The sequence below is a fragment of the Sporosarcina sp. P20a genome, assembly GCF_002743175.1.
In the GTDB taxonomy this organism is placed as follows: Bacteria; Bacillota; Bacilli; order Bacillales_A; family Planococcaceae; genus Sporosarcina.
Genome location: NZ_PDYT01000002.1, coordinates 292,791 through 307,783, shown reverse-complemented (window position 1 = coordinate 307,783; position 14,993 = coordinate 292,791). Strand labels below are relative to the sequence as shown.

Here is a 14,993-nt window from a genome sequence, read left to right as displayed (position 1 = left end):
GGGTATCGTATGTCTAGCGTGTTAACGAAGTATCAGTCATTAACGGGTGCGCAAGCTGGAATTTGGTATGCGCAGCAATTGGAGTCGGATAACCCTGTTTATAATACAGCGGAGTATATTGACATAAATGGAAAGCTACATGTGGAGTATTTTAAGAAGGCTGTAGAACGAGTAATGAAAGAGACAGATTCCATTCATGCTAAATATGGAGCAGACGAAAATGGTCCATGGCAGCATATTTCCGGGAAAAGGGATTTTTCGCTTGAACTTATCGATTTTACTGGGGAAGTGGACCCAGATCAATCTGCAAAAAAATGGATGAAATCTGATATAGATAAACCGTTGGATTTAACTAAAGATGTCGTTGTTAAACAGGCTCTATTTAAGATAAGCGAGAATCGAAGTTTTTGGTATTTGCGTATTCATCATATTGCAGCAGATGCTTTCGGTTTTTCTCTAATCGTACAACGTGTTGCTCAGATTTATACAGCCCTAGTAAAGCAAGAAACGATAAAGGGAAATGAGTTGGGAGATTTTCAAAAGGTATTGGATGAACATCAATCGTATGTGCGTTCGGAGAAATTTATTCAAGACCGTGAGTTTTGGATGGGGCGATTCCAGGATCATCCAGACATTGTTAGTTTAAAGGGTTCATCGTTAGGATTATCTAAACGCATTATCCATAAGACAAGTTATTTGCAAGCAGATACGATAGAGCGGTTAAGGAAAACAGCTAGTTCCAGGGGGGGGAACTGGTATGAAACGATTGTAGCAGCTGTTGCTGTATATATGCAGCGTTTAACTAGTAGTGAGGACATTGTGCTTTGTTTACCAATGATGTGTCGTATGGGCACGTCTTCAGTAAATGTCCCAGCAATGGTGATGAATTTACTACCATTAAGACTGAATATACAACCTAAAATGAGTTTCATAGAGTTGATAAAACAAGTTCATCAAGAAATGAAGCAAGTGCGGTCCCATCAGCATTATCGTCATGAATATTTACGGCATGATCTGAAGTTGTTAGGGGATGGTCAACGCTTGTTCGGACCTCAAATAAATATGATGCCATTTGATTATGGATTGGACTTCGCTGGTAGTAAAGGAACGACAAATAAGCTCCATACGGGTCCAGTAGATGACCTATCCTTGAATATATATGATCAACAAGACGGAAAAGGGATAAGGATTGATTTGGATGCCAATGCGGATATTTATGAACCGGATGAGGTAACTCTTCATCTAAATCGTTTGGTGAATTTGATTGAGAATATAGCTGCTGCAGATGCGGATTTGCCAATATCTCAATTAGGGATACTCTTACCTGGAGAGTTTGACAATGTAATCAATAATTGGAATCAAACAACTCGACAATTGTCTTATATGTCTGTACAAGAAATATTTTTAAAACAAGTTACCCGTACACCGCATGCCGAGGCCTTAAGGTTCGACGATGAAAGCCTTTCTTATGCAGCATTAAATAAACGGGTTAATTGTCTGGCGTATTTACTTGAGGAAAAGGGACTAGGACCTGGTAAGTTTGCTGCTTTGGCTTTACCCCGATCCGTAGATATGGTTATTGCAATGTTGGCTGTTTTAAGAGCGGGAGCAGCGTATTTGCCAATTGATCCCGAATATCCTGTTGAGCGAATTTCTTATATTTTGGAAGATGCACAGCCGATTTGTATCCTGACACATAAGGACATACAATCTCAATTACTAGACAGTCATGTAGATCATGTCGTGTTGGATGATCCCGCTGTTCGTAATCAACTAACAGCTTATGCTGATATAGATTATCCGAACAGAATAGTAGCGCCCAAGAGTCCAGCGTACATGATTTATACTTCCGGATCGACAGGGCGTCCCAAAGGAGTTGTTGTTACAGTTGAAGGATTAACCAACTTCCTTTGCTCGATGCAAAATAAGTTTGCTTTGAGTCATCAGGATCGTCTTTTAGCAGTTACGACAATTGCTTTTGACATTTCAGCATTGGAAATATTTCTTCCGCTCATTAGTGGTGCATGTTGTGTGATTGCAAAGGATAACGCAAACAAAGACCCGGCAATATTAGCACAATTGATTGAAGATCGTAATATTTCCATTATGCAGGCAACGCCCACACACTGGAATGCGCTTGTATCGACCTATCCAGAAGCACTTCGTGGAATACGTATCTTGGTTGGCGGAGAAGCGCTTCCTGAAAAACTCGTAAAATCTTTACATGAGCTAGATTGTGAAGTGACAAATTTGTATGGACCAACAGAAACGACAATCTGGTCCACAGCTATTACTTTACATACAGGGGAAACGGGTATTCCTTCTGTTGGCTATCCGATCGATAATACACAAATATTCATTTTAGATGCCGGTTTACAGCCTGTCCCCCCAGGGGTAAGTGGAGATTTATATATTGCAGGTAAAGGATTAGCACAGGGCTATTTTAATCGTCCGGATTTAACAGCAGATACTTTCATTGCTAATCCATATGGAAATCCAGGTGAAAGGATGTACAAAACAGGCGATATTGCACGTTGGCATGCGGATGGAAAGCTTGATTATATTGGCAGGTCAGATCATCAAGTGAAAATCCGCGGTTTTCGAATAGAGCTTGGAGAAATTGAATCCGTCATAGCGAAAACCTCGGAGGTTAGTCAAGTAGTCGTTGTTGCTAGGGAGGACCAACCAGGGGATAACCGTATAATAGCTTATCTCGTGCCAGAAAAGAATGCGATTATTGATTTAGCTAAAACACGTAAATATGTGGAAGAACTACTTCCTGATTATATGGTTCCTTCTGCCTTTATTATAATGGACGATTTGCCGCTGACACCAAATAAGAAAATAGACCGCAAAGCATTGCCGTCTCCAGAATTCGAAAAAGGTAAAGATAGTCGGGATCCTAGAACACCACAGGAGGAAATAGTTTGTGATTTATTCAAACAAGTGTTAAATGTTTCACAAGTGGGAATTGACGATAGTTTCTTCCATCTTGGCGGTCATTCATTACTTGCTGTACAGTTAGCGAATCGTATTCGTGAAGTCTTTGAAGTGGAGGTTGGGATAGGGAAAATCTTTGAAACACCGACTGTAGTAGGACTTGTTAAACAGTTAGAGGCAGGACGGAAAGGAAGGCCCCCTGTTCAAAGAGTCGAATCCAAGGGTGATATCCCATTATCGTTTGCGCAGCGTCGATTATGGTTCCTATATCAGTTAGAAGGACCAAGCCCTACATATAATATACCACTAGTGGTTCGATTATCAGGGAAATTAGAAAAGAACGCATTGCAAGAAGCAATATGCGATGTAATAGAAAGACATGAACCGTTGCGAACTATTTTTCCCGAAAATGCGGGGACAGCCAGGCAAGAGGTATTAAACCCAGAAAAGGTTAAGCCAGATTTACATGTACACCAAATAGAAGCATCCGAGTTAACAAGCGGATTGAATAATACTGTTAAATATTGCTTCCAATTGGATGAGGAACCTGCATTTCGAGTTGAGCTCTTTTCAACCGCGGAAGAAGAACATGTTGTTGTACTGTTACTCCATCATATCATTGGCGATGGATGGTCCTTGACGCCGTTAACACAAGATTTGAAGAAGGCATATATGAGCCGCGTTAATGGCAAACAGCCGAATTGGACAAATCTACCAGTACAATACGCGGATTATGCATATTGGCAAGAGAATTTATTGGAAGAAAAGCAAGGACAAGAGAGTCTTGTTAAAGAACAGCTTGATTATTGGTTAAATACCTTAGCGGATTTACCTGATCATTTGGAACTCCCAACAGATTATCCACGACCAGTGGAATCTAGCTATTTAGGGAAAACGTATCGCTTTACGATTGACGCGAGGCTTCATCAGAAGTTACTTCATATCTCTGCACAAAACGGAGTTAGTTTATTTATGACGTTGCAAGCCGGTCTTACGGCGTTACTGACTCGTCTTGGGGCAGGATATGATATACCTTTAGGGAGTCCGGTAGCTGGAAGAAATGATGATGCTTTGACAAATCTCGTGGGGTTGTTTATTAACACTTTAGTATTACGTACTGATACATCTAGTAATCCGAGCTTTAAGAAGTTACTTGGTAGAGTGAGAAAGGTAAATTTGAATGCGTATGAAAACCAGGATTTACCTTTTGAAAGATTGGTAGAGGAATTGAATCCTCCGCGTTCTAGATCAAGGCATCCATTATTTCAAATCATGCTTGCATTACAAAATACACCTGAGCCAAAGTTAGATTTACCTGAAATGAAGAGTGAATTGTCATTATATAGCGTAGGAGCTTCTAAATTCGATATGACGTTAGAGTTTCGAGAAAATGTAAGTGAATTGGGGTATGCGGAAGGATTAGATGGATTCCTTGAGTATAGTACAGACTTGTTTACAGAAGAGACAATAGAATCGATGATGAATAGACTGATTCGTTTGTTAGAATCTGCTGTGCTTGATCAGGATAAACCAATCGGACTTCTGGAGATTTTAGATCAAAATGAAAAGAAAGAGCTGGTCCAAGATGTAAAAGTGAATGATGAACAGGAAGAATCCAGTTTGTCAGTACGATTTGAAAAGCAGGCCATGCTTGAACCAAAAAATATAGCGCTCATCTTTGAAAACGAACAAATGACATATCAAACATTGAATGAAAGGGCTAATCAACTTGCGCATCTATTAATTGGACAAGGCGTTGGACCGGAGCAATATATTGTCTTAGCTTTACCTAGATCAATGGAAATGGTAATCGCTATGCTTGGTATTATAAAAGCTGGAGCTGCATATGTGCCTATTGATCCTAATTATCCGAGTGAACGAATTACCTTTATGATAGAGGACGTAAAGCCTTTGATGGTGATTACAAATGAAGAGTATACAAATAAATTACCTAATAATTATGCGGTGCCAAAACTTATTTTAGATGCAGAAGATACACAGGAAGTACTTAGTAAACAAAAAGATACGAATCCAATAGATGCAGAGCGTACAGAGCCGTTACAAGCTCTTCATCCGGCATATATTATATATACTTCGGGTTCCACTGGTCTGCCTAAAGGAGTAGTGATTCCCCATCAAAATGTGAATCGTCTACTAGGATCTACAGACGAATGGTTCCAATTTAATGCGGATGACGTATGGACTTTATTCCACTCCTATGCGTTTGACTTTTCGGTATGGGAAATGTGGGGGGCTCTGCTCTATGGTGGAAGACTTGTTATTGTGTCTTATGAGACTAGCCGTTCTCCGTATGAGTTTTTACAACTATTAGTAAATGAGAAAGTAACGGTCCTGAATCAAACTCCTTCCGCATTTTATCAATTAATGCAGGCGGACAGAGAACAGCAGGAAGTAGGTAAACAGCTGCAATTACGATATGTCATTTTTGGCGGAGAAGCGCTTGAACTTAATCGACTAGAGGATTGGTATAAGCGTCATAAAGAGGACGCACCTAAACTAATTAATATGTATGGAATTACGGAAACGACCGTACATGTTACGTATATGGAAATTAATGAAGCTCTTGTATCACTAAGAGCGAATAGTATTATCGGTCAGGGGATAAAAGACTTAAATGTATATATATTGGATGAATATTTACAGCCAGTACCAATAGGGGTTATTGGAGAAATGTATGTATCTGGTCCAGGGTTAGCAAGGGGATATTTAGGAAGACCAGGTTTAACGGCTGACCGTTTCGTGGCAAATCCATTCGTTGAAAATGGATCTAGAATGTACCGTACGGGTGATTTAGCCCGTTGGAAAGAATATGACATGTTAGATTACATCGGACGCGCTGATCAACAGGTGAAAATAAGAGGCTTTAGGATTGAGCTAGGGGAAATTGAATCTGTGCTATCCGAGCACCCTAGCATCGAACAGGTAACCGTGGTCAGCAGAGAGGGCCAATCGAGTGGAAATCAACTGCTTGCTTATATAATATTAAATTCCGATGCAAGTGAAAATGGTGTTGATATCCGACGATGGGTTGCTAAACGTTTGCCAGATTATATGATACCTTCCGCATTTATCATGATTGATATATTCCCATTAACTCCTAATGGGAAGCTAGATTACAAGGCTTTACCTGATCCAGATTATTCTGAGGAAGTAACAGACAAAGGACCAAGAACACCACAGGAGGAAATATTATGTAATCTATTTATGGAAGTATTGGATTTGCCATATGTGGGAATTGATGATGAATTCTTCCACCTAGGGGGACACTCGTTACTTGCTGTCCAGCTAATGACTCGAATCAAAGAATCATTTGGTATTGACCTAAGTATTGGGAATCTCTTTGAGTCTCCTACGGTTGCGGGTCTGGCAGAACGATTGGAAACTGGTGACAATACAAGTGCGCTAGAGGTTTTGTTACCACTTCGAACAAGTGGAAGCTTATCTCCTTTATTCTGTGTTCATCCGGCTGGCGGACTTAGTTGGTGTTACGCAGGTCTGATGAAGGAATTGAACAAAGATTATCCAATTTACGGTCTTCAGGCACGAGGTATTTCCGATCCAGATAATCATCCCCATTCATTAGATGAGATGGCTGAGGATTATGTTGAACAGATACAATCTGTTCAACCACAAGGTCCCTACTATTTACTGGGATGGTCACTCGGAGGTAATATCATGCAAGCCATGTCGACAAAACTGCAGAAAAAGGGTGAAAAGGTTGCGCTAGTTGCTATGTTAGATTCGTATCCAAATCATTTTCTCCCAATTAAGAATGTTCCAGATGAGGAAGAAGCACTTATTGCTTTGCTTGCATTGGGAGGTTATGATCCTGAAAGCGTAAATGGAGATGCACTAACGCTCGAAGATGCCATAGAGTTGTTAAGAAAGGATGGAAGTGCGTTAGCGAGCCTTGATGATAAAACAATCACTAATTTAAAGGAAACATATGTACAATCTGTTCAAAACTTAAGTGAATTTGAACCGGAAATATATCAAGGTGATGTCTTGTTTTTTAGATCGACTATTACCCCAGAGTGGTTTGATCCAATTTCCACTAATACATGGGAGCCTTACATCGATGGCAAGTTGGAAGTATATGATATTCATTGTCGTCATAAAGATATGTGCCAACCGGAACCATTAGCAGAAATCGGAGAGATTCTATCTAAAAAGCTAAGTATGTTGTATGAATCGACTAAAATAAACTCAGAGAGGAAGAGATAGAACATGAGTAACCCTTTTGAAAACGCAGAGGAATCTTATGCTGTATTAATCAATAGTGAGGGACAATATTCTCTTTGGCCTGGTTTTCTTCACATTCCATCGGGCTGGGATCAGGTTTATGGAGTGGCGAATAGGCAAGAATGTTTGGATTATGTAAATTCCAAATGGGATAATTTAATGCCGAACAGTGTGAAGACAATTGAGAATGTTAGTAATAGGAATTAACCATGAAGAAACGTGTAAGTGTGAAGTTTGCTGTAGGTGCAGTATATGTATTAGCGATGTTTATGTCTGCTCTCGACAGTACAATTGTTAATGTGGCATTGCCGGCTATTGGAGGAACATTCCATGTTCCTCCTGAAGCCATGGGAACCATAAATATTGGATATCTAATTAGTTTAGCCATGTTTCTACCAGCAGCAGGCTGGATGGGGGACCGTTTTGGAACAAAACGGATATTTTTGAGTGCGATAGGCATATTTACTATTGCATCTGTCTTGTGCGGATTTGCTCATAATATGTTTACGTTGAATGTATATAGGATTCTCCAGGGTATTGGGGCAGGTTTCATTACCCCTGTTGGCATGGCCATTCTATTTCGGACATTTACCCATGAAGAGCGTCCCAAGCTGTCACGTATGCTAATTATACCGATCGCACTAGCTCCGGCTCTTGGTCCTATTATAGGTGGTTTTTTAGTGGATACAATTTCTTGGCGTTGGATATTTTTTATAAATATACCTATAGGCTTGCTGGCTTTATTCATTGGGAAGGTATATTTACAGGAACATGTTGAGCCAACAGCCGGAGCATTTGATTATAAAGGGTTTATATTATCCTTAACAGGTTTTTCGCTGTCGATTTATTCATTGACACAGGGAACTGTTAAAGGGTGGACATCTCCTGAAATTATAGTAACGGGATGTTTGGGGCTTGTATTAATGGTTTTACTTGTTCGCCTTGAACTGCGTGAGGATAAACCATTGATAGATGTGAGATTGTTCAAGGATCCAATGTTCCGCTCAATGAGTTTTATCGGTCTTTGTTCCGCCGCGGGTTTACTTGGAATGCTATATGTTTTCCCGCTAATGTATCAAAATGGGTTGAACGTTAGTGCTTTTCATACAGGTCTAACCACATTCATAGAAGCACTTGGATTAATGGTGGCTTCCCAGCTAATGCCTTGGACATTGAAGAAAATGGGTTTGCGGCGACTCCTTATTTTTTCTCTTATTGGTACAATCATTGTTTTTATGCTTATTTCGTTATTTGTTGCATCTAATCCGTGGTTGCTTAGATTTTTAATGTTTGGAATAGGGTTTTTCTTAGGACAAACAGTTGGGGCAGCGCAAATATCAGCTTTTAAGAATATAGACTCCTCATCAATGGGCAGAGCTACAATGCTATTTAATATGCAAAATAGACTTGGCGCAGTTCTTGGGGTTGCTATCTTATCAGGAGTACTAGGAACATCCAATACGTCAGCAGGGGAACAGGTTAACTTGCTAACCTATCAATATGCATTGTTTGGCGCTTCGATATTTTTAATAGTTGCATGTTTAATAGCAGTGAGAATGAATAAAACGACAGAAAATGATCCCACACTTCACTTGAATCTGGTTGAGAAAGCAGAATAGCGGTCTATTATAAAATAAATCAAACTGTAAAGATGAAGGGAGCATTCCATGTGGTAGAAGTCTATATCTGTCAATTACCTAAAGAAAAGAGTCAAGCAAAATTGGGGAAATTACTTTTAAAAGTGCCTAAAGAAAGACAAAAGCATATTCGAAGGTTCTACCATCTGGATGATGCATACCGAACTATTATAGGAGATTATTTATTAGATCATGTTTTAAAGCAACGGACTGGGAAAACATTAAAAGAAATAACCTTAAAAAGAAATGCATATGGCAAACCGTATTTACCTGATTATCCATTTATTCAGTTTAATATATCTCATTCAGGTAAATACGTAGTTTGTGCAGTACACAATCAGGATGTAGGCATTGATATTGAGGAAATTCAAACTTTCGATTTACTCTTGGCTAAACAACTGTTTACTGTGGATGAATACCAAATGATACTTAATTCAAATGATAGAAATCATGCATGCTACGAAATTTGGACTATGAAGGAAAGTTATACAAAAGCAATAGGAAAGGGACTAGTTATCCCGCTAGATGCTATTTGTATAAGAAAACACGTAGGTAACCTTATGGAAGTTGTTAGCTCGGAAGAAAAGGAGCTAGTAACGAATTTCATATGTAAACAATATGCGATTCATACAGATTACAAGCTAACTGTGTGTGCGCGTATGACTGGAGAGAATATGTTTCATGAACATCCAACTGAAATGAATTTCGATCAATTATGTTGAATTACTATTTTTATTTCCAAATAAAATTTAAAAGCAGTTATATCTAGTAGTAGATAAATCCATTTGCAGCCACACTTCTCAATTGGTGTTACACAACTATTTACATCATTAGGAAAAAATTCATTTAATGATTGACAATGATTCTCATTATCGATAAAATGAGAATTGTTCTCAGTTGAGAAGGTGGTGATTCATTACTACGGTAAAAAAGGAAGTCTCATTTTTTAGTACTCAGTTATAAAGGAGGGAAGGAATATAGGAAGGATGAAAAGAAAATCTGTAGTAATTGGTCTAACATTAGGAATGCGACAAGATAGGCTAACTGTATGTAAATGATGTACGTTTTTACGCGGTTGCAATTTCTTCGTCTGAAATACAAAGTTAGACGCATAAAAGATCCATCGAACTCAGAGTGATTTGTTATAAAAATATTTTCAGTTAAATTATCTGACTGTTAAAGGGATTTAGAATAATTCTGAGGTGATTCCTCCGCGAATTGGCTAATAATTGCTATTTCGATAGAGGTAGTAGTTGAAATAGTTCATGGGTATAAAGCGAGGGCCACAGATGGCAGCATTGCAGTACCTGGGAATCGACTACTTCATCAACGTTATTCTTAGTGCAAGTTATGCTGTTACTCGCCGAGCGTGGTTTTAATCGTAAAAAATACGAAGGTTTGCCGTCTCAAGGACAATTAGGCATCGATACTTAAATTAAAAGGAGAAGATAAATGATGAAAAAGCAATTAAGCTTATTAGTATTTGCATTGATGGCTATATTGGTACTTGCTGCATGTGGAGGAAAAGTAGAAGAGGAAAAAACAACAGAGAATGATAAACAGGAATCCCCTGTTGACAAAGAAGCAACCCAACAATCTGCAGATGATAGTGCAGCTGAAAATGGCATGCAAGAAATTACATACTTAGGTGAGACCTATTCTGTACCAGAAAACGCAGAACGCATTGTCATTACAGGGGCGATGGAAGCGATGGAAGACGCAACGGTTTTAAATATAGAGCCAGTTGGAGGAATTACAGTTGCAGGAGAATTCCCAGAAACATTTAAAGCGGTGGTAGGAAATACAGAGTCAATCGGTGAAAAGCAACAACCAAATTTTGAAAAAATTCTAGAATTGCAGCCAGATGTTATTTTGGGAACGACAAAATTCAAAGATGAAGTGGTTGAAAAATTGGAACAAATTGCACCTACAATTTTAGTTTCCCATATTTCAACGAATTGGCAAGATAATCTGATGCTGATGGCTCAACTAGGAGATAAAGAAGAAGAAGCGAAAACACTTCTAGCCCAATATGACAAAGATATTAAAGCTGCGACAGAAATAAAGGAAGAGTTTAAAGGCAAGACGGTAATGGCGATTCGCATTCGTGGTGGTAGCTTGTTTGTCTACCCGGAGGATGTATTCTTTAACCCTTCTTTATACAATGAACTAGGAGTAGATGTTCCAGAAGTTATCCAGAAAGCAAAAGCTCAAGAAGAGATTTCGATTGAGCAGCTAGCAGAAGCAAATCCAGATGTTCTTTTCATTCAAGTTCAAACAAGTGGAAATCAGGAGAATGAGCAAGCATATGAAGAATTGAAAAAGAATCCAATCATTCAAAATATCAACGCTTTCAAAAATGATGCTGCTTATATCAATATTGTAGATTCTTTGTTAGAAGGAGGAACTGTATTAAGTAAAATCGAATTCTTAAAAGCTCTGGAAGAAAACGTGTTAAAGAAATAGAGGGAATTTAGATGTCCATAATTCGAAAGAATAAGATTGTATTAATCCTTTTCCTATTGATTTTATTTATCGTTACAATAACGTATTCAATCATGTATGGGGCTAGTCGTTATTCGGTTTTAACAATATGGCAAGCCTTGGTTCATTTTGATCAAACGAATATGGAACATCTAATCATACGATCTTCCAGGATCTCAAGGGTGCTAGGTGCTTTGTTGATCGGTGCTTTCATCGCGATATCTGGAGCGCTTATGCAAGGAATGACGAGAAACTACTTGGCCTCCCCCGGCATTATGGGTGTGACCGACGGTTCGGTTTTTGTTATCACATTGTCAATGATATTTCTTCCGAACGTTCAACCTGCTACCCTCCTAATCTTTTCATTTATAGGTTCTTTAATGGGCGCAGTGTTTGTTTTTGGAGTCGCCAAGCTAGTGCCAGGTGGCATGTCGCCTTTATCACTTGTAATTATCGGAACAATTCTAGGTATGTTTTTGAACGGCGTATCACAAGCTCTGGCAACATATTTTCAAATATCACAAAATATCAGTTTTTGGTACAATACGAGACTTCATCAAATTGATCCGGTCATGCTTCAATGGTCTGTACCTTTAGCGATCATCGGACTTTTCTTAGCATTTTACGTTTCAAAGTCTATTACAGCCATTTCCCTAGGAGATGAAGTTGCACAAGGTTTAGGAATTAACCTAGTGGTGATGAAAACATTGACATTAGTGAGTGTCGCACTGTTAACAGGTGTGTCAGTAGCTTTGGTTGGTAAAGTTACTTTTATTGGTTTAATCATTCCGCATATCACACGTTTTTTAGTCGGTGAAGATTATAAAAAGATTGTTCTATACGCCGGATTGTTCGGTGCGCTATTTTTTGCATGGGCGGATATAGTAAGCCGTTTGATTAACCCACCATTTGAAACTCCAGTCGGTGTCATTACGGCACTTGTAGGCGTACCTTTTTTCCTTTATCTGATTCAAACAAAGGGAGGGAAGCGTTATGCCTAAGCTGAATCTAAATAAGCGTTTCTTTGTAGTAGCAGGTATTGGAATCCTATTTACGTTACTCGTTATTTATTTGAGTCTTACAAGTGGTCAATACCCATTGACGGTATCTGAAACGTTCCGAACGTTATTTGGTGTCGATCATATTCCAAATCATGAACTTGTGATCTTTGGTTTTAGGATGCCTAGAATAGTAATTGGTGTTCTAGTCGGTTTATCACTGGGAGTAGTAGGAGCCGTTTTACAAGGTGTGACGAAAAATAATTTAGCCGATCCAGGTATTTTAGGTATTCAGTCTGGTGTAGGACTCACGGTGGTTCTCTATATGTTTTTTGTTCAGGGGAATGTGAATGAGATGTCAAGTCTCTCGATCGTCGGGGTGTCTGTATGGGGATGGCTTGGTGGAGTCCTCGCTACTCTCCTGCTATTTATACTTTCAAGTCATCAAGGCCAGCTCGATCCAAAACGTTTGATTTTAGTTGGTATTGCATTGAATTCTGGTTTTGGTGCGCTTACCCTTTTTATCTCATTGAAGATGGATCCTAAAGATTTTGAAATGGCGACAGTTTGGTTATCAGGAAGTATTTATAGTGCATCATGGCAACAAGTATTATCTATGTTACCTTGGGTTCTACTAATCATTCCGTTACTCGTTTGGAAAGCACCCATTCTAAATGTGTTACAACTCCATGATATAACGATTGTTGGTTTAGGGGTTCGGATAAACCGACAACGCGTGTTGTTGGTAATGGGGGCGGTTGGATTGATCAGTGCAAGTGTGATTGTTTCCGGAAGCATTGCATTTGTCGGATTACTAGCTCCTCATATATCAAGGCGATTAGTGGGTATTCATCATCAACATATCATTCCGATGAGCGGTATTATCGGAATGATTCTTGTTGTAACAGGAGATTGGATTGGTAAGGTGGTCTTTGCACCTGCTGAATTGCCAGTTGGAATTGTTATTTCAATTATTGGCGTACCTTATTTCATTTATTTATTAATGCGAAATAGCCGAAAAGTACGGGCATAAAGAATGGAGATTGGTTATGGCTTATACACATATAGTGAAGTCAATACGTCATTCTATATCAGAGACTGACTATAGAATTAAAATTGCCATCCCTAAGGAACCAGCACCAGAGGAAGGGTATCCTGTGTTTTATATATTGGATGGGAATGCTTACGGTGTTCTTTTCGAAAGTGTTGTGATGTTGCAAGCACAACGCACCGAAAAAACAGGCGTACCTCTTGCGGTAATTGTATCGATAGGATATGCACAAGAAGAAATCTTTTCACCTTTACGTATATATGATTTCACACCACAAAGTGAAGTTGTCAACTTACCAGAACGGCCATCGGGAGTACCGTGGCCTACCTCTGGCGGTGCGGAAGAATTTTTAAAGGTATTAAAAAAAGTGAAACGAATGGTTCGACAAGAAGTCGAAATGGATGTTCGCAAGCAACTTGTTTTTGGCCATTCGTTGGGAGGACTATTTCTAGTTCAAACGCTTATTTTGGAGCCGGAATTATTCACACATTATTATATTTGCAGTCCATCTCTTTGGTGGAACCAAGAGCAAATACTACAGGATGCTTTGAAAATCACTCCTATAGAAAGTGTGATCTTTATAGCGTCAGAACAACAGGAAAAGCATAAGATGTTTGAAAATGTACAATCTCTATATAACCATCTGAAATCTTTGCCCCTGCAATCGGTCGAAATGTTTACATCTCCGGATGAAAATCACATGTCCATCATTCCAGCCAGCATGTGCCAAGCATTGCGATTTTTAATGAAAAATAAGTGAGGTGAATGGAATGATTGATGTTGAAGAAATTACTGTCGGTTATGGCTCGAAAATCATTATTGAAGAACTAAGTGTCGCGATACCTAAAGGACAAATCACGACAATTATTGGACCAAATGGATGTGGCAAATCTACTTTATTAAAAACTATTTCTCGTATTTTACAAGCAAGTCATGGCGCAGTCTTTATCGATCAAAAAGCGATTCATGAGACAAGCACGAAAGAAATCGCGAAAAAGATGGCCATCTTACCCCAAACAGCGGAAGCACCCGATGGATTAACGGTATATGAGCTCGTGGCATATGGTCGTTTTCCACATCAATCAAGTTTTGGTCGTTTAAAAAAAGAAGATATTGAGGCGATTGATTGGGCGCTAGAAGCAACAAACTTAACTGAATTTCAAGAGCGACCCATTGAAGCATTATCTGGGGGTCAGCGACAACGTGTATGGATTGCGATGGCGCTTGCTCAAGATACAGATATTTTAATATTAGATGAACCGACGACGTATCTTGACATGGCGCATCAACTTGATGTTTTACAATTGGTAGAACGACTCAACAAAGAACAAGGGAAAACGATTGTGATGGTGTTGCATGATATAAATCACGCCTCTCGTTTTTCAGATTTCTTAATAGCTATGTATAATGGTGAAATTGTAACAGAAGGTATACCAGAGCGCGTCGTTACTTGTGAACATTTGCAGCAGATCTTTCAAATTCAAGCAATCCTATCGATTTGTCCTTTTAGTCAAAAGCCAATATGCTTATCTTATGGGAAATTAAATACGAGTGTATTATGAATACATGTTGTGATTTAACTAGTATATGTGGGATCAACAGGCTTATTTTAGCCTCTTA

At 39.0% G+C, this 14,993-nt stretch carries 9 protein-coding genes; all 9 read left to right on the top strand.

Annotation, left to right across the window (positions count from 1 at the left end; all coding sequences use genetic code 11):
• Window positions 1-9: 9 nt before the first annotated feature.
• The 9 genes from CSV72_RS04920 to CSV72_RS04880 all read left to right on the top strand — a co-directional run bounded on the left by CSV72_RS04920 (window position 10) and on the right by CSV72_RS04880 (window position 14,935).
• Window positions 10-7,185 carry an amino acid adenylation domain-containing protein gene (locus tag CSV72_RS04920; protein WP_099677384.1) on the top strand — a complete coding sequence of 2,392 codons (7,176 nt, stop codon included), beginning with the start codon at window positions 10-12 and terminating at the stop codon, window positions 7,183-7,185.
• A 3-nt stretch (window positions 7,186-7,188) separates the two neighbouring features.
• Window positions 7,189-7,410, top strand: coding sequence for an MbtH family protein (locus CSV72_RS04915; protein WP_099632892.1), 222 nt, complete (start codon window positions 7,189-7,191; stop codon window positions 7,408-7,410).
• A 2-nt stretch (window positions 7,411-7,412) separates the two neighbouring features.
• Complete coding sequence (locus CSV72_RS04910; RefSeq protein ID WP_099677383.1) at window positions 7,413-8,822, top strand: MDR family MFS transporter; 1,410 nt, start codon at window positions 7,413-7,415, stop codon at window positions 8,820-8,822.
• A gap of 50 nt (window positions 8,823-8,872) precedes the next feature.
• Window positions 8,873-9,562 carry a 4'-phosphopantetheinyl transferase family protein gene (locus CSV72_RS04905; protein WP_158232155.1) on the top strand — a complete coding sequence of 230 codons (690 nt, stop codon included), beginning with the start codon at window positions 8,873-8,875 and terminating at the stop codon, window positions 9,560-9,562.
• Between the two features lie 733 nt (window positions 9,563-10,295).
• Window positions 10,296-11,306, top strand: coding sequence for an ABC transporter substrate-binding protein (locus tag CSV72_RS04900; protein ID WP_099677502.1), 1,011 nt, complete (start codon window positions 10,296-10,298; stop codon window positions 11,304-11,306).
• Window positions 11,307-11,317: 11 nt separating this feature from the next.
• Complete coding sequence (locus CSV72_RS04895; RefSeq protein WP_099661197.1) at window positions 11,318-12,325, top strand: FecCD family ABC transporter permease; 1,008 nt, start codon at window positions 11,318-11,320, stop codon at window positions 12,323-12,325.
• Window positions 12,318-13,355, top strand: a complete 1,038-nt coding sequence (locus CSV72_RS04890; protein ID WP_099677381.1) for a FecCD family ABC transporter permease — start codon at window positions 12,318-12,320, stop codon at window positions 13,353-13,355. Before CSV72_RS04895 ends, CSV72_RS04890 begins: the two co-directional genes overlap by 8 nt.
• Window positions 13,356-13,371: 16 nt before the next feature.
• Window positions 13,372-14,133 carry an alpha/beta hydrolase gene (locus tag CSV72_RS04885; RefSeq protein ID WP_099677380.1) on the top strand — a complete coding sequence of 254 codons (762 nt, stop codon included), beginning with the start codon at window positions 13,372-13,374 and terminating at the stop codon, window positions 14,131-14,133.
• Window positions 14,134-14,143: 10 nt separating this feature from the next.
• On the top strand, window positions 14,144-14,935 hold the full coding sequence (locus CSV72_RS04880; protein ID WP_099632898.1) for an ABC transporter ATP-binding protein: 792 nt from the start codon (window positions 14,144-14,146) through the stop codon (window positions 14,933-14,935).
• Window positions 14,936-14,993: the final 58 nt, after the last annotated feature.

Coding starts and splice junctions, on each gene's coding strand:
- CSV72_RS04920 (WP_099677384.1), top strand. CDS start 10: ATGTCTAGCGTGTTAACGAAGTATCAGTCATTAACGGGTGCGCAAGCT.
- CSV72_RS04915 (WP_099632892.1), top strand. CDS start 7,189: ATGAGTAACCCTTTTGAAAACGCAGAGGAATCTTATGCTGTATTAATC.
- CSV72_RS04910 (WP_099677383.1), top strand. CDS start 7,413: ATGAAGAAACGTGTAAGTGTGAAGTTTGCTGTAGGTGCAGTATATGTA.
- CSV72_RS04900 (WP_099677502.1), top strand. CDS start 10,296: ATGAAAAAGCAATTAAGCTTATTAGTATTTGCATTGATGGCTATATTG.
- CSV72_RS04895 (WP_099661197.1), top strand. CDS start 11,318: ATGTCCATAATTCGAAAGAATAAGATTGTATTAATCCTTTTCCTATTG.
- CSV72_RS04890 (WP_099677381.1), top strand. CDS start 12,318: ATGCCTAAGCTGAATCTAAATAAGCGTTTCTTTGTAGTAGCAGGTATT.
- CSV72_RS04885 (WP_099677380.1), top strand. CDS start 13,372: ATGGCTTATACACATATAGTGAAGTCAATACGTCATTCTATATCAGAG.
- CSV72_RS04880 (WP_099632898.1), top strand. CDS start 14,144: ATGATTGATGTTGAAGAAATTACTGTCGGTTATGGCTCGAAAATCATT.